Annotated in this window: 16 protein-coding genes; 3 read left to right on the top strand and 13 right to left on the bottom strand. The window is 73.2% G+C overall.

The features are described 5' to 3' along the window. Positions 1–45 precede the first annotated feature (45 nt). The 5 genes from mycP (SMD11_RS09175) to eccB form a co-directional block, all read right to left on the bottom strand. Positions 46–1,305, bottom strand: coding sequence for a type VII secretion-associated serine protease mycosin (gene mycP, locus SMD11_RS09175; protein ID WP_087925979.1), 1,260 nt, complete (start codon positions 1,303–1,305; stop codon positions 46–48). Between the two features lie 44 nt (positions 1,306–1,349). Further along, a complete protein-coding gene (locus SMD11_RS35400) occupies positions 1,350–2,795 on the bottom strand; it encodes a hypothetical protein (protein WP_159395271.1) in 1,446 nt (481 codons plus the stop codon). 11 nt (positions 2,796–2,806) lie between these two features. Further along, positions 2,807–3,262 (bottom strand): hypothetical protein, encoded by a 456-nt coding sequence (locus tag SMD11_RS09185; protein ID WP_087925981.1) that lies wholly within the window; start codon positions 3,260–3,262, stop codon positions 2,807–2,809. Between the two features lie 102 nt (positions 3,263–3,364). Next, on the bottom strand, positions 3,365–4,915 hold the full coding sequence (mycP, locus tag SMD11_RS09190; protein ID WP_159395272.1) for a type VII secretion-associated serine protease mycosin: 1,551 nt from the start codon (positions 4,913–4,915) through the stop codon (positions 3,365–3,367). A 62-nt stretch (positions 4,916–4,977) separates the two neighbouring features. Continuing rightward, a complete protein-coding gene (gene eccB / locus SMD11_RS09195; RefSeq protein ID WP_087925982.1) occupies positions 4,978–6,579 on the bottom strand; it encodes a type VII secretion protein EccB in 1,602 nt (533 codons plus the stop codon). Between the two features lie 227 nt (positions 6,580–6,806). On the opposite strand from eccB, the gene eccE reads away from it, so the two are divergent. From eccE to SMD11_RS36820, 3 genes are all read left to right on the top strand, one after another. Beyond that, entirely contained in the window at positions 6,807–8,090 is a 1,284-nt protein-coding gene (eccE, locus tag SMD11_RS09200; RefSeq protein ID WP_087925983.1) for a type VII secretion protein EccE, read from the top strand. Further along, positions 8,090–8,860, top strand: a complete 771-nt coding sequence (locus SMD11_RS09205; RefSeq protein ID WP_087925984.1) for a hypothetical protein — start codon at positions 8,090–8,092, stop codon at positions 8,858–8,860. The genes eccE and SMD11_RS09205 overlap by 1 nt, the downstream gene beginning before the upstream one ends. A 317-nt stretch (positions 8,861–9,177) precedes the next feature. Next, positions 9,178–12,315: an SCO5717 family growth-regulating ATPase gene (locus tag SMD11_RS36820; RefSeq protein WP_199843832.1), complete on the top strand. Its 3,138-nt coding sequence runs from the start codon at positions 9,178–9,180 to the stop codon at positions 12,313–12,315. A 249-nt stretch (positions 12,316–12,564) separates the two neighbouring features. On the opposite strand, the gene SMD11_RS09215 is transcribed toward SMD11_RS36820, so the two are convergent. From SMD11_RS09215 to nusA, 8 genes are all read right to left on the bottom strand, one after another. Continuing rightward, positions 12,565–13,530, bottom strand: coding sequence for a bifunctional riboflavin kinase/FAD synthetase (locus SMD11_RS09215; protein WP_087925985.1), 966 nt, complete (start codon positions 13,528–13,530; stop codon positions 12,565–12,567). A 51-nt stretch (positions 13,531–13,581) separates the two neighbouring features. Continuing rightward, complete coding sequence (locus tag SMD11_RS35405) at positions 13,582–17,727, bottom strand: trypsin-like peptidase domain-containing protein (protein WP_159395273.1); 4,146 nt, start codon at positions 17,725–17,727, stop codon at positions 13,582–13,584. A gap of 320 nt (positions 17,728–18,047) precedes the next feature. Next, positions 18,048–18,959 carry a tRNA pseudouridine(55) synthase TruB gene (gene truB, locus SMD11_RS09225; RefSeq protein WP_087925986.1) on the bottom strand — a complete coding sequence of 304 codons (912 nt, stop codon included), beginning with the start codon at positions 18,957–18,959 and terminating at the stop codon, positions 18,048–18,050. Further along, complete coding sequence (rbfA, locus tag SMD11_RS09230) at positions 18,956–19,408, bottom strand: 30S ribosome-binding factor RbfA (protein ID WP_087925987.1); 453 nt, start codon at positions 19,406–19,408, stop codon at positions 18,956–18,958. Before rbfA ends, truB begins: the two co-directional genes overlap by 4 nt. A gap of 51 nt (positions 19,409–19,459) precedes the next feature. Beyond that, positions 19,460–19,756: a DUF503 domain-containing protein gene (locus tag SMD11_RS09235; protein ID WP_087925988.1), complete on the bottom strand. Its 297-nt coding sequence runs from the start codon at positions 19,754–19,756 to the stop codon at positions 19,460–19,462. A gap of 187 nt (positions 19,757–19,943) precedes the next feature. Beyond that, positions 19,944–23,009, bottom strand: coding sequence for a translation initiation factor IF-2 (gene infB / locus SMD11_RS09240; protein WP_087925989.1), 3,066 nt, complete (start codon positions 23,007–23,009; stop codon positions 19,944–19,946). A gap of 179 nt (positions 23,010–23,188) precedes the next feature. Further along, a complete protein-coding gene (locus SMD11_RS09245) occupies positions 23,189–23,467 on the bottom strand; it encodes a YlxR family protein (protein ID WP_087925990.1) in 279 nt (92 codons plus the stop codon). Between the two features lie 208 nt (positions 23,468–23,675). Beyond that, on the bottom strand, positions 23,676–24,665 hold the full coding sequence (gene nusA, locus SMD11_RS09250; protein WP_087925991.1) for a transcription termination factor NusA: 990 nt from the start codon (positions 24,663–24,665) through the stop codon (positions 23,676–23,678). Position 24,666 lies beyond the last annotated feature (1 nt).

Below are 24,666 nucleotides of genomic sequence, written 5' to 3' on the forward strand. Positions count from 1 at the left end.
GGGGCGGCGGGCTTTCGCCTTTACCGGCCAGCCGTCCGTGAAGTCTTACTGTCCGGGGCCGGGCCCGGGGCCGTACGGGGGTGAGGGCGTGGGTGCGTACGGAGTCGGCACGTGGGCCGCTGCGCGCTTGCGTCGCCGGATGAATACGGCGGTGGCCACCGTTGCGACGACTACTGCTCCTGCCCCGAGGCCGATCCAGAGAGCGGTGCTGCCGCTGCCCCGGCTCTCGGCCGCCTTCACTTCGGGGGCCGGTGCCTTGGCATCGCTCTTCGCCTTCGGGGACGGCGAGGCCGACGGCTTCGCGTCGCTTCCTGCGGCGGCGAGGAGAGGGTTGACGTCAGCGGGCCCCGGGTCCCCTTCGCCGTCCACGAGGACCTTGCGGGGGCGGACGATGCCGTAGCCGATATAGATGCTGGGCACCTTTCCCGTGGTCGGCTTGCCCGCCGTGTCCATCATGACCCGGAGGACCTGATTGTTGGTCCAGTCGGGGTGCTTGGCCCAGATGAGGGCTGCGCTGGCTGAGACGATGGCGGTGGCCTCGCTGGTTCCTCCCGTGGCGCAGAAGCCTCCGCCCTTACGGCAGCGCCCAGGGATATCGTCCCCGGACGCGGCGAGCGCCACGTTGCTGGCGCTGTTCGACCACTTGGTCACTGTGCCGGAACGGTCGACCGCTCCCACCGAGACCACTCCAGGGAGTGAGGCAGGGTAGTTCGAAAGATTGCCATCGTCGCCATCGTTACCTGCACTCGCAAAAATCAAGCTCCCCTTGTCCAAGGCGTATTTCACCGCTGCCTCGGTCTCAGGGGACTGCCCAGGCGACTGGGGCCCGCCCATCGATATGTTGATGACCCGGGCGCCGTGATCCACCGCGTACCGGATGGCTTTGCCCCAGAGCGGGTCAGGAGTATCTGGAGCTGTCCTCACTGGAAGGATCTTGGCGCCCGGAGCAAGGCCTTGGATACCTTCGCCGACCGCTCTGCCAGCGATCAGGGTGGCCATTCCCGTGCCATGCCCATCCTGATCTTGATTGGCATCCCGCGGCCTCACGGACATGTCGACGCCTTTCAACACCTGACCGCTCAATTCCGGCACGGACGAGTCCACTCCCGAATCGAGAACCGCGACGGTCACCCCTTCTCCCTGGCTGACCTTCCACATGTCATCGGCTCGCATGGCATCCAAGTACCACTGCTTCGGGCGCATGTCCTCCGCCGAGGCCGATGGCAGGCCGCTCCCGACCAATATGGCCACGGTGCCAAGCAACGGCAGGGCACGGTGCAGCGCTCTGCGGGCCAGACGGGACATAGCTCGGCAGTCTCCTCGGAATCGTGCGGACGGTATAGGCAGAGTCAGTCAATGACGGGTGGGACGGTGTGGCGGCGTCCGTCCGTCCATGTCTCCTCGTCCTCCACTAGGTACTCGGGCCTGTTACGGGCGTTGCGGCGCCCTTCACTCGTGGGGGCGGTCCCAAAGTGCGGCAGAGGGGCCATTCCTTGCCCACCTCGTACCAGTCCTGTGCCGCCAGGAGTGAACTCCGAGGGCCCCGCACGCTGCGGGCGTGGAACGCCAGTAACCCCGCCCGGCTCGGTAGCCAACCTTCGGCCAGGGGCGCGATTTCCTGGGCCCGTGGCCCCGCCTCCCGGCATCCCCGGGAAGCCGCCCATGGCCATGGGACCACGGCCCATGGAGCCACGTTCGTCCCCGATCACCGTGCCGCGTGGGATACGCGGCACGCCGGTTCCGGGCCCGGTGCCGGGCCCTGGACGGGACGGCGTGCCGCCGACGACTCCGTCTTTCGCACCGATGAACGGTGTGGTTCCAGGCCGAAAGGTCCCGGCGGGAGCTTCGGTGCGCCCTCCGCCCATCGGTCCTCGCCCTGGATGGATTCCTCCTTGGCTGTCAGAGAGCCCCTTAGGTGGCGCAATGCTGGGCCCGATCGGCAACGATGGTCCGGAAATAACCGTCGGGTGACGTGAAGAATCCGAGGCGGGCAGCGGGATCTCGGGTCGTGTGGTTACGTCCGGCGATGGAAGGGTGCTCACCGAATCGATGTTTGTCCCCGGCGGCCGGTACACCCCCGCATCCACGCCAGGGTGCTGCGTATCTGGCCCTACATGCGCGGCGATCCCAGGGCGTCCGCTAACGTCTCCGGCATCATAGTGTGCCGCTGCACCAGGCCCCGTCCCGTGCGGGCCGGCAAGGTTAGGGAAGTCCGTCCGGCGCACTCCGCCTCCTCCGCCGGATGCCACATCTCCGCCGGAGGACGTCGAGGCGTAAGGCCGCGCCCAGTCCTCGTGGGAATCCCTGATCCCCGGCGGCAGCCCAAACGTCGGCTCCTCCAGCTTCCCCAGCTCCACACCCACGACGCCGTAATAGTTGTCCAGAGCGCCCATCAAACCCGCGGCCTCGTCGCGGTTCTTCAGCCGCGCCTTGTCCTTCTCCGGATCCGCGTAACACATCATGTCCGGCTTCGGCATGGCGGACTTCGTCGTGGCGAGTCCCTCGCCGGCCAGCTTCATGCCCGCGCCGGCCGCCAAGACGTAATAGGCCAGTTTGGTGGTCTGCATGACCATCTTCTCGCCCCACTTGTGGAACGCCTGGCCGCCCTCGCCCTCCAGCTTGACCCGTGTGACGTACACCTTCAGGTCCCTGCTGATGCCGTCGAGGGCGTGAAACGCCTCCTCCAGCGCGTCCCCGACATCGATCAGCCGCTCAGGCTTGGAGTTCGCCACCATCGCATAGAGCTGATCGTGGCTGTAGTGGTCGAACTTGCCCTTGCTCTTGTCGTCGCTCATCTACTGATCCCCTAGAACCCGCCGCCGCCTCCGGTGGTGCCCGCGTCCCCTGGGCCACCCTTCTTCAACGCGGCGGCCCGGTCACGCTCGTACTCCTGCGTGCGCTTCTGAATGGCCCGCAGCTTCTCCGCCTCCTCGGCGTCGATGCCGTCGTAGCCGCGCTCGGCGATCACCGCCGCGAGGCCCATCGCCTCGACCTGGTCGCCGAACACCTTGGACAGTGTCAGCAGCCGCTCGTGGATCTTGTCGTAGAGACCGGCCAGATCCTTCGCCGACCCGAATCCGGTGCCGAACGCCTCCGTCGACACCTTCTGGTCGCCCATGGACTTCGACGACGCCTTCGACTTCTCCAGCTTTTCGAGGACGCCTTCGATGCGGTCCTGGAACGACTTCAGCGTCTCGGGCTCTTTGACGAGCTTGCCGTCCCCCGACGGTGTGGGCTCGCCGCCCGGACCTCCACCTACCACCCCGACCCCCTACCCGTGTAGCACCCAAGGAGCGCCACAGTAACTGTAGTCACTGACACCCAGCGGCCCAACTGGATACCCGTCAAGACCGTTTGACGGGCGTCACACGCTCCGTGCGGCCCGTCGGCGGTGGTCCCGGAGCACGACGGCCGTTCCGGCGATCACCGCTACGAGTACTCCGGCGCCGCCCAGCACGTAGGTGGCGAGGCGCTCCTGGCGTTGCTGCGGGGTCTCGCCGAGGGGCAGAGGGGCCGCTTCGGGGGCTCGGACGTTGCGGGCGGAGGCCTTGTCGGGGGTGACCTTGTCGATGGGGTGGGCGTCCTCGGTGAGGGCGCGGACCGGGTCGATGACGCCCCAGCCGACGTAGCGGTCGTGGCCGTTGACGGCGCGTTCGGCGGTCTGCTCGATCTGGGCGACGACCTGGTGCTGCTTCCAGTCCGGGTGCTTGGCGCGGAGGAGGGCGGCGACCCCGGCGACGTACGGGGCGGAGAAGCTGGTGCCGTTGTCGACGCACTGGCCGCCGAGCGGGACGGTGGAGACCATCTCGACGCCGGGCGCGGCCACGCCGACGAACTCGCCGGGCTGGGAGAAGACGGCGCGCTCGTTGTTGCGGTCCGAGGCGGCCACGGCGAGGACACCCTTGTACGCGGCGGGGTACGTCTCCTTGACGTTGCCGTCCAGGCCGTCGTTGCCCGCGGAGGCCACCACGACGACGTCCTTCGCCAGCGCGTCCTTCACCGCCAGTTCGAGGTCGGAGTCGGGGAGCAGCGGTTTCGAGGTGTCCTGGGAGATGTTGATGACGCGGGCCCCTGCCGCGACGGCGTGGTTGATGCCCTGGGCGAGGGTCCGGGACGTGCCGGTGCCCTTCTCGTCGTTCTGCCGGATCGGGATGATGACGGCTTCCGGGGCGATGCCGACGAATCCGCTGCCGGACGACGGGCGGGCGGCGATGATTCCGGCCACCTTCGTTCCATGGCCCACTAGGTCGAGCGTGGGATCGGTCTTCACCTCCTTCTCCTTCTCTTTCTCCCTTTCTTTCTCCTTCTCCCGTTCCCTCTCCTTCTCTTTCTCCTTCTCCCGTTCCTTCTTGCGTTCCTCTTCCTTCTTTCTCTCCTCCTCCTTCCTGCGTTCCTCTTCCTTGCTCTTCTCCGATGCCTTCGGGCTCGGTGACGGGCTGCCCGACGGCTTGGCCGAAGGCTTCTTCTCCGGGGACTTCTTCGCCGGGCTCGTCGGATCGCCCTGCGGGCCGTCCTTCGCCGCCGCCCTGACGCTCGCCGCCCCCTCCTGGGGCGCTTCCTTCATGCCGGCGAGCAGGTCCACCCCGCTCTTCGCGTCGACGGCGTCCTTGAGCTGCGGGTTCCTGATGTCGACGCCGGTGTCGATGACGGCCACGCGCACCGGGTTGCCCTGGCTGTCCCGGCCCTTGGTGTCCTGCCAGAGGCGGTCGAGGAGCAGCCGCTGGAGTGACCAGGGCGTGCCCTTGATGGTCTTCGCCGGATAGCTCGTGCACTCGCCGCTGCCGTCCAGGGTCACGGGGACGCCCAAGGAAGTGCGCGGGCCGACGGAGGCCGCGGCCATGGCGGGGGCGGACGGCAGGGTCGTCAGCAACGCGGCCGTCAGCACAGCGGCCGAGGAGGTCGTGGTTCGCAACATCATTGGCATCCGTGGCATCAGCGGCATCTGTGGCATCCATGGCATCCGTGGCATCAGACGTCTCACGATCCCTGCGGCTGCCTGGCGCTGTTCGTGTCCAGTCGCGGCCCCGTCGGCAGGAACTGCGACCAGTTGGTCGGCACGGCCAGGGGGTTCACGTTCCGGTAGCCGAGCCGGATGCGGGCCTGGTCCGCCTCGGGGGGCGCGGCGGCCTGCCCCGACTGACCCGCCTCTGGCGCGTCGGCCGTGCCCGGTGACGGCGCCGCGCTCTCGCCGATCTTCGACTTCCCGGCCGCGCTGTCGTTGTTGGACTGGACCGCGTACCGCAGCCCGGTGTCGGTGACGAGGAAGACCGAGCCGCTGTTGGTCTGGCGGCCGGTGACCTGGCGGTAGAGGAGGCCGGAGCCGGGGGTGACGTACGCGCTGGTGGCGCCGTCGGGGATGGTGGCCGGGTACTCGGTGCCCGCCCAGGTGGCCAGGTCCGGGGTGCCGGAGGCGGACATGCCGCCGAAGATGCTGCACACGGTGTCCTTGGCCGCCGTGTTCGCGGTCGGGTTCACGCTGTTGGCCTGCCGGGGCACCCGGGAAGGCCAGCGGTACTGCCCGTAGAAGTCCTGGTCGTGCGGGGTGAAGGCGGCGGCGCTCACCCGCTCGGGCACGCCGACCTGGCCCAGCGTGGTCAGTTTCCGGCTGTTGAGGAGCAGCTTGGCGACGAGCTCCGAGACGCGCCGCACCTGGCCGGGCAGCACCACGTAGTGCTGGGTGCCCGTGCCCGTGGGGGCTTCGAGGACCATGCCGACGCGGTTGGCCCGGGGCGGCAGGCTGGCCACGCCCGCGTTCACGCCGACCTCGTCGCGCATCTCGGGGAAGACGATGGGCGTGCCCTCGTGGAAGGTGTCGAGCCAGTCCTTGGTGACGCGCTGCGGCTGGGCGCCGTCGCTGAACAGGGAGCGGAGCAGCAGGTTCTGGTCGGCGGGGGCGGCGGACTTCCAGTCGGCGCCGCCGAGCAGGTACTTCACGCCCTGGGGGTCGACGAGGTAGCGGGCGTCGTCGGGCCCCTGGACGTAGAGGGCCTGGTTGCCGCGCAGGCGCTGGTCGCCGGTGAGCTTCTTCAGCTTGGGGTCGTGGCCGGCGAAGAGGAAGACCGCCTTCTGGGTGGTCCGGCCGCCGGCGCCGGGCTGCTCGCAGACGGCCCACTGCTTCTGCTTGCCCGCCTCGCCGGCGCTGGGCATCCGGTCGGGCGCGTACGGGATGCCGACGGTCGGGCCGCGCGGGATGTGGCCGTTGTCGAGCTCGGATTCCTTCACCTTGATGACGGTGGACTTGTCGGGGGTGAGGAGGAGCTTCGCGGACGCGAAGTTGAGCACCGGGTGCAGCTGCTTCTTGCCGTCGGTCTTCAGGACGACGTAGCGGGTGGTGGACTGGCTGCCGACGATGACGTGCGCGGCCTCGTCGTCCCAGCCCTTCGGCGCCGTCGGCCTGAACATGCCCCAGGCGCCGAAGCCGGCGACCAGCACCGCGCCGACGATGATGCCGGGCAGGACCGCGCGCAGCGGGCGCGGAGCGCCTTCCTCCGTGCCGCTGGGCGAGGGTTGCAGGAACGCCGCGACCGTACGCTTCTTCGCAAAGGTGTAGGCATTGAGCTCATCCCGCCGTGATGCCATGTGTAGCCGCTTCTCCCCAAGTCGTCGGCGTCGGTGGACAGGCGCTGCCCGCGGTCCGGTTGTCGTACCGGCCCCCTACTATGCCGGTAGCGATCGGAGCGCCCGTCAGGGGATGCCGCTGATCCGGGAGGACGGTCACGGGTTTCCGTGACGGAGACGAGGGCCTCGGCGCCGGCCACGCAGGTGGCGGGGCGGCGGGGGCCGGCGACGATGGGGGCTTGACGGGCATGGGTGCCGCAACGCGCGTACGGAACCCTGGGGCCGCGGGCTCCGGGGCGGGCGTGGTCGCGCCACGGCCCGTGGCACGGGCGGTGAGCGTGGGGCCGGTGCGGCTCCAGCAGCTGGTGCTGGTCGAGGTGGCCGCCGCCCTGGTGCTGGCCGCGTGGGTCTCCGGGCAGCCGCTGCTGATGGCGCCCGCGGTGGCCGTCGCCGCGCTGCTGGTGCTGCTCGCGGTGGTGCAGCTCGGGCAGCGGCCGATAGCGGAGTGGCTGGTGGCGGCGGTGACGCTGCGCGGGCGCGCGCGGCGGGTGACCCCGGCCGGCGCGGGCACGGACCCGGGGATCGCCCCGGTCGTGGAGTGCGAGCCGGCTCTGCGGACCGCTTCCTTCACCGACCGCGAGCGCCGCGAGATCGGCCTGGTCGGCGACGGCACGTTCGTCACGGCGGTGCTCCGGCTCGACGCCGTGGACGCGCCGCTGCGGCCGCTGCGGGTGGAGAAGGCGCTGCCGCTGGCCCTGCTGCGGGACGCGATGGACGTCGACGGGATCCGTCTGGAGTCCGTCCAGGTGGTGCAGAGCACCCTGCCCTCGCCCGCGCCGCACCTGCCCGCCGAGTCCCTGGCGGCGCGGAACTACGCGCCGTTGCAGGCCCAGTCGGGTTCCCCGGCGGTACGGATGACGTGGGTGGCGCTGAAGCTCGACCCGGAGCTGTGCCCGGAGGCCGTCGAGGCCCGGGGCGGCGGCGAGGAGGGCGCGCGACGCTGTGTGCTGCGGACGGCGGACCAGCTCGTCAGCCGGTTGCAGGGTGCGGGCTTCCGCGCGGCGCCGCTGTCCGAGGAGGAGCTGACGGCCGCGATATCCACCGCCGCGAACGTCAACCCGGTGGCCTCCGCGCAGGCCGGGCGGGCCGGCGCGCCCGTGCGGCGGACGCTGGAGACCGTACGGGCCTGGCGCTGCGACGACCGGTGGCACACGACGTACTGGGTGGCGCGCTGGCCGCAGCTGGGCCCGACGGCCACTCCCCTGCCGCAGCTGGCCGCGCTGCTCACGTCGCTGCCCGCGCTGGCGACGACGCTCAGCCTCACGCTCGGCCGCGGCGGCACCCGGGACGGGCGGCACGCGCCGACGATGACGGCACACGTCCGGGTGACCGGCCGCAGTGCGGACGAACTGGCCACGACGCGGCGGGACCTGGAGCGGGCGGCGCGCGCCGTACGGGCCGGACTCGTCCGGCTCGACCACGAGCAGGTGCCCGGTGTCCTCGCCACGCTGCCCCTGGGAGGTACGCGCTGATGTCCACGGCCACACCGACGACCGGCCCCGCGACGGGCCCGGTGCCCGCCACCGCTCCCGCCACCGGGCGGCGGCGCTTCGGGCTCGGGCTGCTCGGCCCGCGGCGCGGCCGGCACGAGCTGTCGGCCGACCAGTTCGAGGCGCTGGCCCTGCCCGTCGGGGACGACGGCGTGGTCATCGGCGCCGACCCCCGGGAGGCGCCCGCCGTCCTCGGCCTCGCCCGGCCCACGCCGTTCGACGCGGTGCTGATCGGCGGTGCCTGGACGGCGCAGGTCATCGCGTTGCGTACGGTCGGCACGGGTGCCCGGGTCGCCGTCGAGACGGCTCGCCGCCCGCTGTGGACCGGGCTCGCGCAGGCCGCCAACGGCGGTCAGCAGTGCGTGACCCTGCACGACGTCGGCCGGGTGCCGCCGCAGGGGCCGACGGTGCACAGCCCCGTCCTGGTGGTCCGCGACTGCGGCGTGCGCCCGCCGCGCGGCCGGGTCGTCTCCGCCCCCTGGCAGCCCGTCCTGACCCTGCTCCCCTATCTGGGTCCCGAGGCCCCCCGGTTGATGGACAGCGCCGACCTCGTCGGCGTCCAGCGGGTCTCCCCCGAGGAAGCGCGCCAACTGGGCCGGCTCCTCGGGCTCCCGCAGGAGGACGTCGACGCCCTGCCCACCTTGCGGGACGGGCTCACGCTCTGGTGCGCGGGCGGTTCGCGGATGTACGTGGACACCCGGGCGACCGAGCCGGAGACGGGGCTGCTGGGCGCCGCGCGCCGCATGGACTGAGCGGGCCGGCGGACTGACGGGACGGCAGACCGACGGGCCGGCGCGGGCGGTGCTGCCCGGCATCGGGCAGGCGCCCGGCGGTCGGTCCGTTCCCCGTCGCGGCATGGCCGCAGGTGACGGAGGGTACGCCCGGTGGGCTCGGGGCGGGCCTGCCGCGACGATGCGTATGACGATTAGTCTTGGTGGGTGTACGTACTGGAGACCCCATACCGGGCCTCTCCCGTCGCACAAGGGGGAACCCCGGGCGGTCGGACGACGGGAACGGTCGGGCCCGACAGGCAATTCATGGGCGCTAGACCACACCAGCAGGAGGCAATGTGAGCAGCGATCGGGACGCGATCCGCGCGGGCGGGACAACAGCCGGCGAGGAACGGTCCGACGCGGGCCACGAGAACGAGCCCGAGCAGACGGGTGAGTTCACCATCGACTACACCCCGCCTGCCTGGTACACGCAGAACGCGGCGACGCCCGCGGCGGGCTCGGACGGTGCGGCCCCCAGCGGCCTGGACGCGGTGGCTCCGCCGCCGCCTTCGGGTGAACCGCTCGCGGCGTTCCCCACGGCGGCGGATCCTGAGCCCGCGCCTTCCTTCCCTGTCTCCGGCGCGGACTTCGACTCCGGTGCGGACGCCACCGATGCCGATGCCGCGCCCGTCGGCGGGCCGGAACCGGCCCTGGGCCGGGCCCCGGAGGGCGCGGCCGCGGCTCCGGCCGAGGAGCCGGATCACGGTGTAGCGTCCCACGACGCCCCGGCCCCCTTCGGCACGGACAGCGCCGTGGACTCGTCCGCCGATCCGGTGACGGACTCCGCCGCCGGTTCCGCGCCGGCCGTGGAGCCCGGCCCCGCCGTGGAACCCGCCGACACCGCACACTCCGTGGGCGCCACGCACGCCGTGGCCGATCCCGCCGCCGACGCCGTCGCGGACGCGGTTCCGGACACGGCGCCGGACCCCGTCGACGCGGCGAGCGGTGACGTGCGTCGCGAGGGCACCATGCGGTTCTCCGCCGCCGCCCTGCACGAAGAGATCGCCGGCCGTGCCGCTGACGAGCCGGCGAGGGCCCCGGAGGTCCTGGGCGCCCCGGACACGCCGAACGTCCCGGAGGCCGCGGCCACCCCCGAGTCCCCGCAGGTCCCGGACGCGCAGGCCCAGCAGGCCCCGGACGCGCAGGCGCAGCAGTGGACCCCGCCCGCGCCCCCCGCGCTGCCGCCGCTGCCCCCGGACTTCCAGCCCGCCGTCGCGCCGCAGCCGGAGGCCGCGGCACCGAGCGCCCAGGGGGGTTACGGCTACCCGCGCCCGGACGCGCCGGAAGCGCCCGTACCGGCGGCTCCCGTTCCGGCACCGGCTCCTGCCCCGACGCCTGTCCCGACGCCTGTCCCGACCCCTGCTCCCGCACCCGCACCCGCACCCGCACCGCAGGGCGGCTACGGCTACCCGCGCCCCGAACTCCACGGCGCACCGGCACCGGCACCGGCCCCGGCCCCGCAAAGCGACCCCGTACCCGCCACCGGCTACGGCTACCCGGCCCCCGGGCAGCAGACCGCGCCCCAGGACGCCCCGCAGTCCGCGGCCCCCGCGCCGACGGCACAGGGCGGCTACGGCTACCCCGCCCCCGAGGCGGCCGGTTTCCCGGCGCCGTACGCCGGTCAGCCCGTGAGCGGCACCGGGGCTCCCGTCGCCCACGGTTCCCCGCTGCCCGCCTCGCAGGAGACTCCCGCCGCCCCGAGCGAGCCGGGACCGGCGCAGGCGGCCGCGGGCTACGGCTACCCCCGCCCCGAGCTGCCGGCCCCGCACGCGCCGGCCGACGGCACCGTGCCCCCCGGCGGCTACGGCTACCCGCGCCCCGACGCGCAGACCGCTCCCCCGGCCGCCGCCCACCCCCAGGCGGCAGCGCACGGCGCGCCCCTGCCCGCGCCCGTCACCGGTGCGGCCCCCGCGCCGCAGGCCGTCCCGCCGACCGGCTACCCGCAGGCCGCGCCGGCGCCCCTCCCGCCCGCCCTCGACGGCTTCGCCCCGCAGGGCGGTCACCCGCAGCCCGGGCAGCCGGTCGGCCAGGCGCACCCCGCCGCCGCGGCCCTGCCCCCGGCCGTCGGGCCCGACGCGCACGCCGCCCAGGCGCCCGCGCCGCTCCCGCCGCTCGCCGGGACCCCGCAGGCCCAGGCGCACCACCCGCAGGCGAACGTCCCGCAGCCGGACGCGGCCCAGGCCGCTCCCCAGGCGTCCCCGCAGGCCGAGCCCCACCCCGGGATGCCCGTCGACCCGCGCGCCGGCGGCTGGCCCACCGTCTCGCCCGAGCAGCGGCAGCGGTCCGTGCACGGCGCCCCGCTCGGCTTCACGGCCTCCATGGAGCTGTCGTCCGAGCGGCTGCTGCGGAGCAAGCCCAAGCCGAAGAAGCAGATCACCAGCAACCGCTTCAAGTTCGGCGGCAAGAAGGAGGAGGCGGAGCGGCAGCGGAAGCTGGAGCTGATCCGTACGCCCGTCCTCTCCTGCTACCGCATCGCCGTCATCAGCCTCAAGGGTGGCGTCGGCAAGACGACCACGACCACGGCCCTCGGCGCGACGCTCGCGAGCGAGCGCCAGGACAAGATCCTGGCCATCGACGCCAACCCGGACGCGGGCACGCTCGGCCGCCGCGTACGCCGTGAGACCGGCGCGACGATCCGCGACCTCGTGTCCGCGATCCCCAGCCTGCACAGCTACATGGACATCCGCCGCTACACCTCGCAGGCGCCCTCCGGTCTGGAGATCATCGCCAACGACGTGGACCCGGCGGTCTCCACCACCTTCAACGACGAGGACTACCGGCGGGCGATAGACCTGCTGGGCAAGCAGTACCCGATCATCCTCACCGACTCGGGCACCGGCCTGCTCTACAGCGCCATGCGCGGCGTCCTCGACCTCGCCGACCAGCTGATCATCGTCTCGACACCGTCCGTCGACGGCGCGAGCAGCGCCAGCACCACGCTCGACTGGCTGCACGCGCACGGCTACGCCGACCTCGTCTCGCGCAGCGTCACCGTCATCTCGGGGGTCCGCGAGACCGGCAAGATGATCAAGGTGGAGGACATCGTCTCCCACTTCGAGACGCGCTGCCGCGGGGTCGTCGTCGTGCCGTTCGACGAGCACCTGGCCACGGGTGCGGAGGTCGATCTGGAGATGATGCGGCCGAAGACGCGGGAGGCGTACTTCAACCTGTCCACGCTGGTCGCGGAGGACTTCACGCGGGCCCAGCAGCAGCGCGGGCTGTGGACCGGGGAGAATCCGCCGGCCCATCAGGCGCCGCCGGTGCCGGGGGCGTACGCGCCCGAGCAGGCGGCTCAGCCGGGGCCCGCGGTGTACGGGTACGACCCTTACACGGGGCAGCCGTTGGCTCAGCCGCAGCCGGGGTATCCGGTGCCGGGTTCGGTGCCGGGGCAGGGTGGGTGGCCTCCGCAGTATCCGCAGGGGCCGCAGCAGTAGTGACGGTGCGGGTTTGAGGGGGCGGGGCCGGGGATTTTTCCCCGGCCCCGCCCCTTCCCGCTGCGTCCGATATGCGGCTCCGCCGCGTGGCGGGGGCTCCGCCCCGGACCCCGGTCCTCAACGCCGGACAGGCTGACTTGGCACCCGGAACCATGCGGCCGAGGCCTCCGGCAAGTCCCCACACGACGGTGGGCGGGCCGGATTCTCATCCAGCCCGCCCACCGTCGTTCACCTCAAGCAAACCGCGCGCTACCGCGCCACCACCTGCGACTCGTGCGCCGTCACCAGGTCACGCGCCCGCTTCACATCGCCCGCCATGCACAGCAGCAGCGCCTCGATGGACTCGAACTTCTCCATGCCGCGCAGGTAGGCCAGGAAGTCCACGGCCACGTGGAGGCCGTACAGATCGAGGTCCGTACGGTCGATGGCGTAGGCCTCCACCGTGCGCTCGGTCGCGTCGAACTGCACGTTCGTGCCGACCGAGATCGCCGCGGGCATGGCCTCCTCGCCGACGACGAGCCAACCGGCGTAGACGCCGTCGGCCGGGATGGCGGTGTGCGGGAGGGTCTCCACATTGGCCGTGGGGTAGCCGAGCTCGCGGCCGCGCTGCGCGCCCTGGACGACGACGCCCTCGACGCGATGCGGGCGGCCGAGGATCTCCATGGCGCCCGCGACGTCGCCCTCGGCGACCAGCCGGCGGGTCAGCGTGGACGAGAACGGCAGCCCGCCGCCCGCCTCACCGGTCACGTACAGGTCGATGACCTCGACGCCGTAGTCGTAGGTGGCGCCGAGCTCCTTGAGGAACTCCACGTCGCCGGCGGCGCGGTGGCCGAAGCGGAAGTTGGGGCCCTCGACGACGAGCTTGGCGTGCAGCTTGTCGACCAGCACCTTCACCACGAAGTCGGCGGGCGAGAGCTTCGAGAACTCCGCCGTGAACGGCAGGATCAGCACCGCGTCCACGCCCAGCTCCGCCATCAGCTCCGCACGCCGGTGGTGCGGGGCCAGCAGCGGCGGGTGGCTGCCCGGCCGGACGACCTCGCTGGGGTGCGGGTCGAAGGTCACGACGACCGAGGGCACGCCGAGCTCCCGTGCCCGCTCCACCGCGCGGCCGATGATCAGCTGGTGCCCCCGGTGCACCCCGTCGTACGAGCCGATGGTGACGACGCTGCGCCCCCAGTCCTGGGGGATGTCCTCCAAGCCACGCCAGCGCTGCACTGTGCCCGCTCCTCGCCCGAACCCGAACTTTTGTCTGTCGATTACGCAGGTCTAAGAGTGCCATGCCGGTTCGCGCCGCTCAGCATCGGCCGGTCCACCGACTGTCAGATCTTCGTCATCTTCTTCCGCGGTCAGTCTGATCCGCGCCTGCGGGCCCACCACGACCGCCCACTGCGCGGGCGCGGAGCGCAGCCAGCCGCGCACCTGGCCGCCGAACACCGGGACCTCGCGGGCCAGCTGGGTCAGCCGCCGGTCGAAGCACGCCGCCCCTTCCGCGCTGCGGGCCATGAGCAGGCCGATGCGGTGCACCAGGTCGCGGGTGCGGGCCTCGGCCCGCACGCCGGCGCCCGTGGCCACCGCGCGCAGCAGCGCGTCGAGGACGGTGATGTCCCGCTCGAACGGGCCGTACTGCTCGCGCTCCAGCAGCACCTCCAGGAGCTCCTGGCGCAGGGGGCGCGAGAGAGGGGTGCCGGGGGCGGCGAGGACGGGCGCGAGGGCGCGGCGGACCTGGGCGGAGCGGTTGCCCAGCAGCTGGACGACGAGCGGGAAGAGGACGGACCGGGCGGCGGGGCCCGCCTCCAGGCGGCGGTCCACGAAGGCCGCCGCGTGCCCGGCGCCCTCGGGGCGGTGCTCGACGTGCTCCCGCACGAGCGAGGCGGCGCGGCGGGCCAGGGCGGGCGTGGTGACCTCGGCCAGGGCGGCGAGGACCTCGCCGGGGCCGTCCCCCGGCTCGTACAGCCTGGCCCGGAAGACGGCGAGGACGGGCTCGGGGTGGGTGGACAGCGCGGCGGCGAGGGCGCGGGCGGGGACGTGGGCGTCGCCGGCGGCGAAGCGGACGAGGGCCTGCGGGAGGTATTTGCCGCGGGTCTCGTCGTCGCGGACGAGCAGGCAGAGCGCCGTGCCGTGCAGGGCGCCCTCGGCGGGTCGGGACAGCAGGGCCAGGGCGGAGTAGCGCAGCAGCTCGCGGTCGGCGGTGGTGGTGACGTGGGGGGCGGCCTTGAGGGCGTAGGCGGCCGCGGCGACGTGGCGCTCGACGCGGTCGTCGTGGGCCCAGCGGTCGACGGCCCGGCAGATCGCGGACGGCTCGTCCTCGGCGAGGGCGACCAGGAGCTCGTCGGCCCGGGGGTGGCCCGCGTCGACGAGGGACTCGGCGAGGTCGTCGACGGCGTGGTGGCGGTGGGTGTGCAGGAGGACCTGGGCGGCGGTGGAGACCGTGGGGCGCACGCAGTCGCCGTAGGGCGGGCCCTGGAGGGGGCGCTCGTCGGCGAACCAGCGGCACAGGAGGGTCTGCGCGGCGCAGGGGTCCTCGGCGAGGACGGTGGCCACGGTGGGCAGGAAGCGGTCGCTCTGGGGCGGGTGGGCCACCTGGTGCGCCTGCGGTTCGAGCTGCTGGGTCTGGGCGGCGCCGGGCGGCGGGCCGTCCGCGGGCACCAGGAGCCGGAGCAGGTCCAGGCGGTCGGCGAGGCCGAGGGGCAGCCGGAGCCAGAACCAGGGCCCGAACTCGGCGAGGCCGCCGAGGGGGCCCGCGGGGTCGCTGTCGAAGCCGCCGATGGCGAGCGAGCGGGTGGTCAGCCGCTCGGCCAGCAGCCGCAGGGTGCCCAGAAAGGGGGTGGCGTCGGGGACGCGCAGCAGCGTCTCGCCGAGGAGGTGCGCGGCCCACCAGGCGGGATCGGGGAGCGCCGGGACGTGCTCGTCGGGCCCGGTGGACGGGCGGGGCGCGAGGGAGAGGGCCTCCGCGGCGTGGATCAGCCCGTCGAGCCGGGTGGCGAGCTCCGCGGGGCCGGAGCGGCGGCCGAGGAGCAGCATCGCCTGGAGGACCGGGCCGATGCGGTGGCGCGGTACGGGCACGGGCTTGGGCCGCTCCTTGCCGCGGGCCCCGGCGCGGGTGCGGCGGCGGGCGGCCGCCGTCCTGGGCGGCCTGCTGGAGCCGGGCGGCGGCGGGACGTGGCCCTCGGGCGCGGGGCCGCCGCCCGGCCGGGACGGCAGCCGGGGCTCCGTCTCGGCGGGCGGGCCCTCCGGCTCGTACCAGCGGTGGACGAGGGTGTGCAGGGCGGCGTCGAGGTCGAGGTGCGCGCCTTGCAGCCAGTCGGCGAACTCCTCGTGCCCGAAGCGGTAGCCCGTGCCGGCCGGGACGAGCATGCCTTCGGTGAGGACGGCGGAGGCCCAGCCGTTCCGCCAGGGGAAGAGCTCCTCGAAGGCCTCGCGGTCCAGCTCGCCCTGTCCCGGGCCCAGGCAGCGCCGGGCGGCCTCGTGGAGCTGACCCGCCACCCGGGCGGCGAGCCGGCGGACGGCGGTGCCGCGCAGGGGCGGCCGGCGGTCGGCCGAGAGCCTTACGGCGATCCGCAGGCAGATCAGGTCGAGGTAGGCGGCGAAGACGCCCCAGCGGTCGGGGGGCGGGGCGTCCTCGTCCTCGCCGCCGTCGGGGGCGGCTCCCCCGGCCGCCCAGGCCCGTCCGCCGTGGACCGGGAGGGCCGCGCGGACCTCGGCGAGGAGGCGCAGGGCGAGCGGGTGGGCGGCGTCGCCCTCCTGGATCGCCTCGGCGGGGACGCCGTAGACGGCACGGGCCTGGGCGGCCTGGCAGGGCGTGAGGTCGGTGAGGCGGACGCAGGACGGCAGGCCGCGGTGGACGGCCGTGTCCAGGGGGGTGTGGAGGGTGGTGCGCGGGAAGAGGGCGCCGGCGGTCTCCCAGTGCTCCGGGCGGCAGGCGACGACGAGCCGGGCCGCCGTGCCGTCCAGCCACTCGGCCGTGGCCGCCGTCCACGACGGCAAGGCGTGGGCGAGGACGGGCGGCACCTCCTCGGGCCCGTCGAGGATGACGAGGAGCGGCCGGCCGACGCGCTGGGCGAGGGCCGCGACGGCCTCCGGGGTGGCCTCCGCCGGGTCGCCGACCGTGCCCGCGGCGCCCGCCGAGGCGGTGACGATCCGGCCGGCCGCCTCCAGGGCGCGGGCCACGGCGTCCCGCACGCTCTCGTCGCCGTCCTCCAGGTCGGCGCCGCGCAGCCAGATCGTCGGCGCGGGCTCCGGGCCCCGGGCGCGGCGGGTGGCGAGCGCGCCGAGCTCGGTGGTGCGGCCCGTGCCGGGCCCGCCGACGAGGCCGAGGACCCGGGCTGCGGGCGGCCGGGCCTCCGCGTCCTCCTCGGGCTCGTCGTCCGGGGATCCCTCCTCGGGCGCGGGCCCCTCCTCGCAGGCGTCCGGGCCCGCCGTGCCGCCCGCGTCGCCCGCTCCGGGGCTCCCGGGGGCGTACGGGGAGCCGGCGCCGTGCCCCGGCCCGTACGGACTCTCCGCGCCGTACGGGCCCTCCCCGCCGTACGTACGGCCGTCGGCGCCGCCGCAGGTCTCCGCGGGCAGGCCCGGGGACAGCCCGGCCGCGACGGTCACCCCGCCGTGGACGTCGTGGTCGAGGCCGCAGGGCACCCGCTCGCGCGGGCGGCGGCCGGTGTCCAGGAAACGGGCGAATTCGCGGGCGACCTCGGGGCGGTCGACGGGGTCGCGCCAGACCCGGGAGGTGGTGACGGGGCCGAGCGAGGTCGCCGTGAGCTGGAGGGCGCCCGCGAGGTTGAGGTCGGGGCCGTAGGCGGGGACGGTGGCGCCGTTGTGCTCCAGGAGGCGGGCCAGGGGGCCGTCCGGGCAGGCCAGGGCGGCCGCCCGGAGGGGGATGGCGAAGCCGCCGGAGCGGCGCTCGGCGTGCAGCGCGGTACCGAGGACGGCGACGACGGTGCCGGTGCGGGCGTCGAGGACGGGGCCGCCCGTGGCCTCCTCGCCCAGGCGCAGGCCGTCCCGCTCGCCGACGGAGAGCTCCACCGCGGCGTCGAGCAGATGGAAGCGGTCGGTGGCGGTGTACGTCACCAGGGCCTCGCCGACGATCCGGGCGTTCTGCCAGCGGCCGGCCCGGAGCCGGACCTCCGCACCGTCCTCCAGGTACTCCGCGGCGGCGACGGGCAGCGGCTGGACGCCGAGGCCCTCGGTCCGCACCAGCGCGAGATCGGACCCGGGCAGCGGGGTGACGGCCTCGGCCCCGACGAGGCAGGTGCGCTCCCCGGGCGCGAGCAGGACCAGGCGGGCGAGGCCGTCGACCGCCTCATGGCTGGTGATCATGGTGCCGCGGTCGTCCGCGAGGAAACCCGTGCCGCGCGGACGCCCGGCGAGGTCTCTGATGCGTACCAAGTTCTCGTCCGCATCGGTCCGTCGACCGCTCATCCGCCGAACCTCCCCGCCGTGCACTTACTGCGACGTTAGGCAGCGGATGATCGGCAGGACAGATCGCACCAGGAACGCGCCCCCTTCCACCCCCTCGATTCACTCCGAGCGCCTGCCCAATGGGGTGAATCCTCGGCACGGGATGGATAGGGAACCGGAGGGAGGGGGATCGTGGGACGGGAGCGTGTCGCAAGGCACGCTCCCGTCCCACGGTGAGGCCACCGGGACCACCACCCGGCCCCAAGGCCCCCGGAACATGCGGGACGCCCCCACGGCGGTCGGTGGACCGCCCCGGGGGCGTCTGGATGCCGCGGTCCGGCTCAGCCGAAGACGGCCAGGCTCTTGGCCCGCCCGCCCTGGTTCTCGACCAGGACCAGGAAGCGCCCGTCCGGACCGAAGACCGCTATCGGGCCCGTGGTCTCGAAGAGCGGCATCCTGACCCGGACGCCGTTGGCGAGCAGGCGCGCCTGCTCCTCCGTGACGTCCCAGCGCGTGAAGGCCGCCTCGGCCGCCTCCGCCACGGGCATGATCGTCAGCTCCTCCTGGAGCTGGTCCAGCGTGCGGGCCTCGCCCAGCCCGTACGGGCCGACGCGGGTGCGCCGCAGCGCCGTCAGATGGCCGCCGACACCCGTGTCCGCGCCCAGGTCACGGGCGAGGGCACGGACGTACGTACCGGACGAGCAGACGACGGAGACCAGCAGGTCCTGCACCGGGGTGCCGTCCGCCGCCTCCGCCGGGTGCACGGCGTGCACGGCGTGCACGGCGAAGGAGGAGACCGTCACCGGGCGGGCCGGGATCTCGAAGTCCTCGCCCTCACGGGCCCGCGCGTACGACCGCTTGCCGTCGATCTTGATGGCGCTGACCTTCGACGGCACCTGCATGATGGCGCCGGTGAGCTTGGCGACACCCGCGTCGATCGCCTCACGGGTGACGCCCGAGGCGTCGGCGGACGAGGTGATCTCGCCCTCCGCGTCGTCCGTCACGGTGTTCTGGCCGAGCCGGATCGTCGCGACGTACTCCTTCTCGGTCAGCGCGAGGTGACCGAGCAGCTTGGTCGCCCGCTCGATCCCGAGGACGAGCACACCGGTCGCCATCGGGTCGAGCGTCCCCGCGTGGCCGACGCGCCGGGTCCGCGCGATGCCGCGCATCTTCGCGACGACGTCGTGCGAGGTGAAACCGGCCGGCTTGTCGACGACGACCAGCCCGTCCGGCGGGGTCTCCTTGTGCTTCATTCGGCGGCGGCGTCCTTCTCGTCCTCGTCGCCCGGCTTGCGGTACGGGTCGGCGTCGCCCGCGTACGCGGCGCCCGAGGACGCCTCGCGCACCTGCTGGTCCGAGGCCCGCGCCTTGTCGAGCAGGTCCTCGATCGTCCGGGCGGTGTCCGGGAGGGCGTCCGCCACGAACGTCAGCGTCGGCGTGAACTTGATCCCGGCGGCACGGCCGACCTCGGAGCGCAGGATGCCCTTGGCGCTCTCCAGGCCGGCGGCGGCGCTGGCACGGTCCTCGTCGTCGCCGTAGACCGTGTAGAAGACCGTAGCCTCCCGCAGGTCGCCGGTGACCCGGGTGTCCGTGATGGTCACGTGCGTACCGAGCCGCGGGTCCTTGATGCCGCGCTGAAGCTTCTGGGCGATCACCTCGCGGATGAGGTCCGCCAGCCTCTTCGCCCGCGCGTTGTCGGCCACTGGTCCGTCTCCTTCTTGTTGTCCATTGTGCTTGTGACGCCCCTGACGCGCTCAGTCGTCATGGGCGCCGTGGAACCGCCGCCTGACCGAGAGCAGCTCCACTTCGGGCCGCCCGGCGACCCAGCGCTCGCAGCGGTCCAGCAGGTCGGTGAGGTGCCCCGGATCCCCGGAGACCGCCGCCAGGCCGATCTCGGCCCGGCGGTACAGGTCCTGGTCGCCCACCTCCGCCACACTGACCGCGAACTTGCGGTGCAGCTCGGCGACGATCGGTCGGACGACGGAGCGCTTCTCCTTCAGCGACCGTACGTCGCCGAGGAGGAGGTCGAAGGACAGCGTCCCTACATACATGCGTGACGGGTGAAGCCCACCCGGGAGGCGTGAGGTGTACGTGGTGTACGACGAACTCTTCGAACCGTACACGTAACGGCCGGGGCCGATCGACGGAAATTACTCCCCGCCGACCGGCCCCGGGCCCGCCCGCCGCCCGACCACCACCCCTGGTGGACCACGCTACGCGCGGGCTGTGTCAATGCGATCAGCCGCGCGGCTTCTCCCGCATCTCGTACGTCGCGATGACGTCGTCGACCTTGATGTCGTTGAAGTTTCCGAGGTTGATACCACCCTCGTAGCCTTCGCGGATCTCGGTGACGTCGTCCTTGAAGCGGCGCAGACCCTGGATCGTGAGGTCCTCTGCGATGACCTTGCCGTCGCGGATGAGGCGCGCCTTGGTGTTGCGCTTGACCTCGCCCGAGCGGATGAGGACACCCGCGATGTTGCCCAGCTTGGACGAGCGGTAGATCTCGCGGATCTCCGCCGTACCGAGCTCGACCTCTTCGTACTCGGGCTTCAGCATGCCCTTGAGGGCCGCCTCGATCTCCTCGATCGCCTGGTAGATGACCGAGTAGTACCGGACGTCGACGCCCTCGCGGTCGGCCATCTGCGTGGCACGGCCTTCCGCACGGACGTTGAAGCCGATGACGATCGCGTCGGAGCCGGACGCCAGGTTGATGTCGGACTCGGTGACCGCACCCACGCCACGGTGCAGCACGCGGATGTCGACCTCCTCGCCCACATCGAGCTGGAGCAGCGAGGACTCGAGAGCCTCGACCGAACCGGACGCGTCACCCTTGATGATGAGGTTGAGCTGCTGGATCTCGCCGGCCTTGAGCACCTTGTCGAGGTCCTCGAGGGACACCCGGCGGGTGCGCTTGGCGAAGGCGGCGTTGCGCTCGCGCGCCGCGCGCTTCTCGGCGATCTGGCGGGCCGTGCGGTCCTCGTCGACGACGAGGAAGTTGTCGCCGGCGCCCGGGACGTTGGTCAGACCGAGGACGAGGACCGGGGTCGACGGACCCGCCTCTTCCACGTTCTGGCCCTTGTCGTCGAGCATCGCGCGGACACGGCCGTAGGCGTCACCGGCGACCATCGTGTCGCCGACGCGGAGGGTACCGCGCTGGACGAGCACGGTGGCCACGGCGCCGCGACCGCGGTCGAGGTGGGCCTCGATCGCAATACCCTGCGCGTCCTGCTCCGCGTTGGCGCGCAGGTCGAGCGACGCGTCCGCGGTGAGGACCACGGCCTCCAGCAGGCTGTCGATGTGCAGGCCCTGCTTGGCGGAGATGTCGACGAACATGGTGTCGCCGCCGTACTCCTCGGCCACCAGACCGAACTCGGTGAGCTGACCGCGCACCTTGGTCGGGTCGGCGCCCTCGACGTCGATCTTGTTGACCGCGACCACGATCGGCACGTCGGCCGCCTTGGCGTGGTTCAGCGCCTCGATCGTCTGCGGCATGACACCGTCGTTGGCCGCCACCACGAGGATCGCGATGTCGGTCGACTTGGCACCACGGGCACGCATGGCGGTGAACGCCTCGTGACCCGGGGTGTCGATGAAGGTGATCGCGCGCTCTTCGCCGTTGACCTCGGTGGCGACCTGGTACGCACCGATGTGCTGCGTGATGCCGCCGGCCTCGCCCGCGATGACGTTCGTCTTGCGGATGGCGTCGAGCAGTCGGGTCTTACCGTGGTCGACGTGACCCATGACGGTGACGACCGGCGGACGGGAGACGAGCATCTCCTCGCCGCCCTCGTTCTCACCGAACTCGATGGAGAACGACTCGAGCAGCTCGCGGTCCTCCTCCTCGGGGCTGACGATCTGAACCTGGTAGTTCATCTCGTCACCGAGGAGCGTCAGCGTCTCGTCGGACACCGACTGGGTCGCGGTGACCATCTCGCCGAGGTTCATCATCACGGCGACGAGCGACGCCGGGTTGGCGCCGATCTTCTCCGCGAAGTCGGTGAGGGAGGCACCACGGGACAGGCGAATGGTCTCGCCGCCACCGCGGGGCAGCATCACGCCGCCGACGGACGGGGCCTGCATGGCCTCGTACTCCTGGCGCCTCTGCCGCTTCGACTTACGGCCACGACGCGCCGGACCGCCGGGACGGCCGAACGCACCCTGCGTGCCACCACGGGCACCGGGACCGCCGGGACGGCCACCGAAACCGGGACGACCGCCGAAGCCGCCGCCACCACCGGGAGCGCCACCGCCACCGGGACGACCGGCGAAACCGCCGCCGCCACCGGGACGACCGCCGCCGCCGGGACCGGCCGGACGGCCGGCGAAGCCGCCGCCGGGACGACCGGCACCGCCGGGACGACCCGCGCCGCCGCCGGGACCGCGACCGCCGCCACCGGGGCCCGGACGCGGGCCGGCAGCCGGACGCTGCGGCATCATGCCCGGGTTCGGGCGGTTACCCGCGGGACCGCCGCCGGGACGCGGAGCGCCACCGGGACCGCCCTGCGGACGAGGCATACCACCGGGGGTCGGACGAGCGCCGCCCTGACCCTGGGGACGCGGAGCGCCACCCGGGCCGCCCTGCGGACGCGGAGCGCCCGGGGCACCCTGGCCGCCGGGGCGCGGCGCGCCACCGGGACGAGGGGCCTGCGGACGGGCCATGCCCGTGGAGCCACCGGAGGTGAAGGGGTTGTTGCCCGGACGGGGACCGGCCGGACGGGCGCCACCGGGGCGCGGGGCACCCTGGCCCTGGCCGCCGGGGCGCGGACCGCGCTCGGGACGGCCGCCGTCACGCTGACCGCCGTCACGACCGGCGGGCGCCGGACGAGCCGGACGCGGGCCGGGGGTGGCGCCGGGGCGCGGGCCGGAGGGGGCCTGCTGGGCCGGGGCGGCCGGAGCCGGCGCGGAGAACTCCGCGGCGGGCACCGGGGTGACCGGCGCGGGCTTGGCCGGAGCGGGCTTCGGGCCGGGACGCGGGCCGGGGGTCGGCGCGGCGCCCGCGGGCTTGGGGCTGGACGAGGGGGTCTCCGCCGCCGGCTTCGGGGCCGGTGCGGCGGGACGGGGGGCGCCCGGAGTGGGGGCACCCGGCTTCGCGGGCGCGGCCTTGCGCGGCGCCGCGGGCTTCGCAGCGGACTTGGCGTTGCCGCCCGGTCCCTGCAATGCGTCAGTCAACTTGCGGACGACCGGCGCCTCGATAGTCGAGGACGCCGAACGGACGAATTCACCAAGTTCTTGGAGCTTGGCCATGACGACCTTGCTCTCCACTCCGAACTCCTTGGCGAGTTCGTATACCCGGACCTTAGCCACTTCGCTCCTTCTAGGTCCGGGTGTCCACCGGACCGTCGCTACTTCATGGGCGTACTCATCGCGTACTCATCGAGTGCTCATCGCAATCTCGACCTACTTCCAACTCGCGAGGTACCTGACCGCACGGTTTCCCGTGGCGTTCTTACTTACGGTGGGGCCATCCCCGCATACGCGGGGATCTATTCCTCGGCCCGTTCGATGTACTGGCGCAGTTCCGCGGTGCCGAGCGGACCCGGGCTTTTGAAGGCCCGGGGGAACGCCCGGCGGCGGACCGCCAGGTCGAGACAGACCAGTGTCGGGTGCACGGAAGCACCCCGGCCGGGCAGCGTACCGCGAGGATCGGGGACGCACTCGCCCTCGATCTTCACGATCCGCAACAGATCGCCCTTGGCCGCTCGCTCCCGGCATCCCACGCAGGTTCGCTCAGGGCATGCGCGGGCATGCGTCCGGCCAGACACTGATTAAGTCTACCTCCCCGCACCGACCCCACCCCTGGGGGGCAGTGATCGGGCACGTATACGTTTCGGCCACTCTGTGCGGCCCGGTCGGGGCCCGCCGTGGCGGGCCCGCCGTGGATCATGCGGGATCCCGGCCCCGGGCCGGTGGGAATCCCCGGCCCGGGCCCCGGCTCCGGCCCTGATCGCAGGGCCGGGACCGGGGGTGGGATCAGTCCTGTTCCGGCTGCTCGGTGTCCGGCCGGATGTCGATGCGCCAGCCGGTGAGGCGGGCGGCGAGCCGGGCGTTCTGGCCTTCCTTGCCGATGGCGAGGGAGAGCTGGTAGTCCGGGACCGTCACCCGTGCGGAGCGCGCGCCGAAGTCCACGACCTCGACCTTGCTCACCCGTGCGGGGGACAGCGCGTGCGCCACCAGCTCGGCCGGGTCGTCCGACCAGTCGACGATGTCGATCTTCTCGCCGTGCAGCTCGGCCATGACGGCGCGGACGCGGCCGCCCATCGGGCCGATGCAGGCGCCCTTGGCGTTGAGCCCGGAGCGGGTCGAGCGCACCGCGATCTTGGTGCGGTGGCCGGCCTCGCGGGCGATGGCGGCGATCTCCACCGAACCGTCGGCGATCTCCGGCACCTCCATGGCGAAGAGCTTCTTCACCAGGCTGGGGTGCGTGCGGGACAGCGTCACGGACGGGCCGCGGACGCCCTTCGCCACCCGGACGACATACGTGCGCAGGCGGGTGCCGTGCTTGTACTCCTCGCCGGGGACCTGCTCCTGCACCGGCAGGATGGCCTCCAGCTTGCCGATGTCGACCAGGACGTTCTTGGGGTCCTTGCCCTGCTGGACGATGCCCGCGACGACGTCACCCTCGCGACCCGCGAACTCACCGAAAGTGATCTCGTCCTCGGCGTCGCGCAGACGCTGGAGGATGACCTGCTTGGCGGTGGTCGCGGCGATCCGGCCGAAACCGGACGGCGTGTCGTCGAACTCGCGGGCCTCCTCGCCCTCCTCCAGGTCCTGCGGGTCCTCCTTGGCCCAGACCGTCACATGGCCGGTGGCCCGGTCCAGCTCCACGCGGGCGCGGCGGCGGCTTCCCTCGGTGCGGTGGTACGCGATGAGGAGGGCCGACTCGATCGCCTCGACCAGCAGGTCGAAGGAGATCTCCTTCTCTCGCACCAGACCCCGCAGGGCACTCATGTCGATGTCCACG

Source organism: Streptomyces albireticuli (assembly GCF_002192455.1).
Taxonomy (GTDB): domain Bacteria; phylum Actinomycetota; class Actinomycetes; order Streptomycetales; family Streptomycetaceae; genus Streptomyces; species Streptomyces albireticuli_B.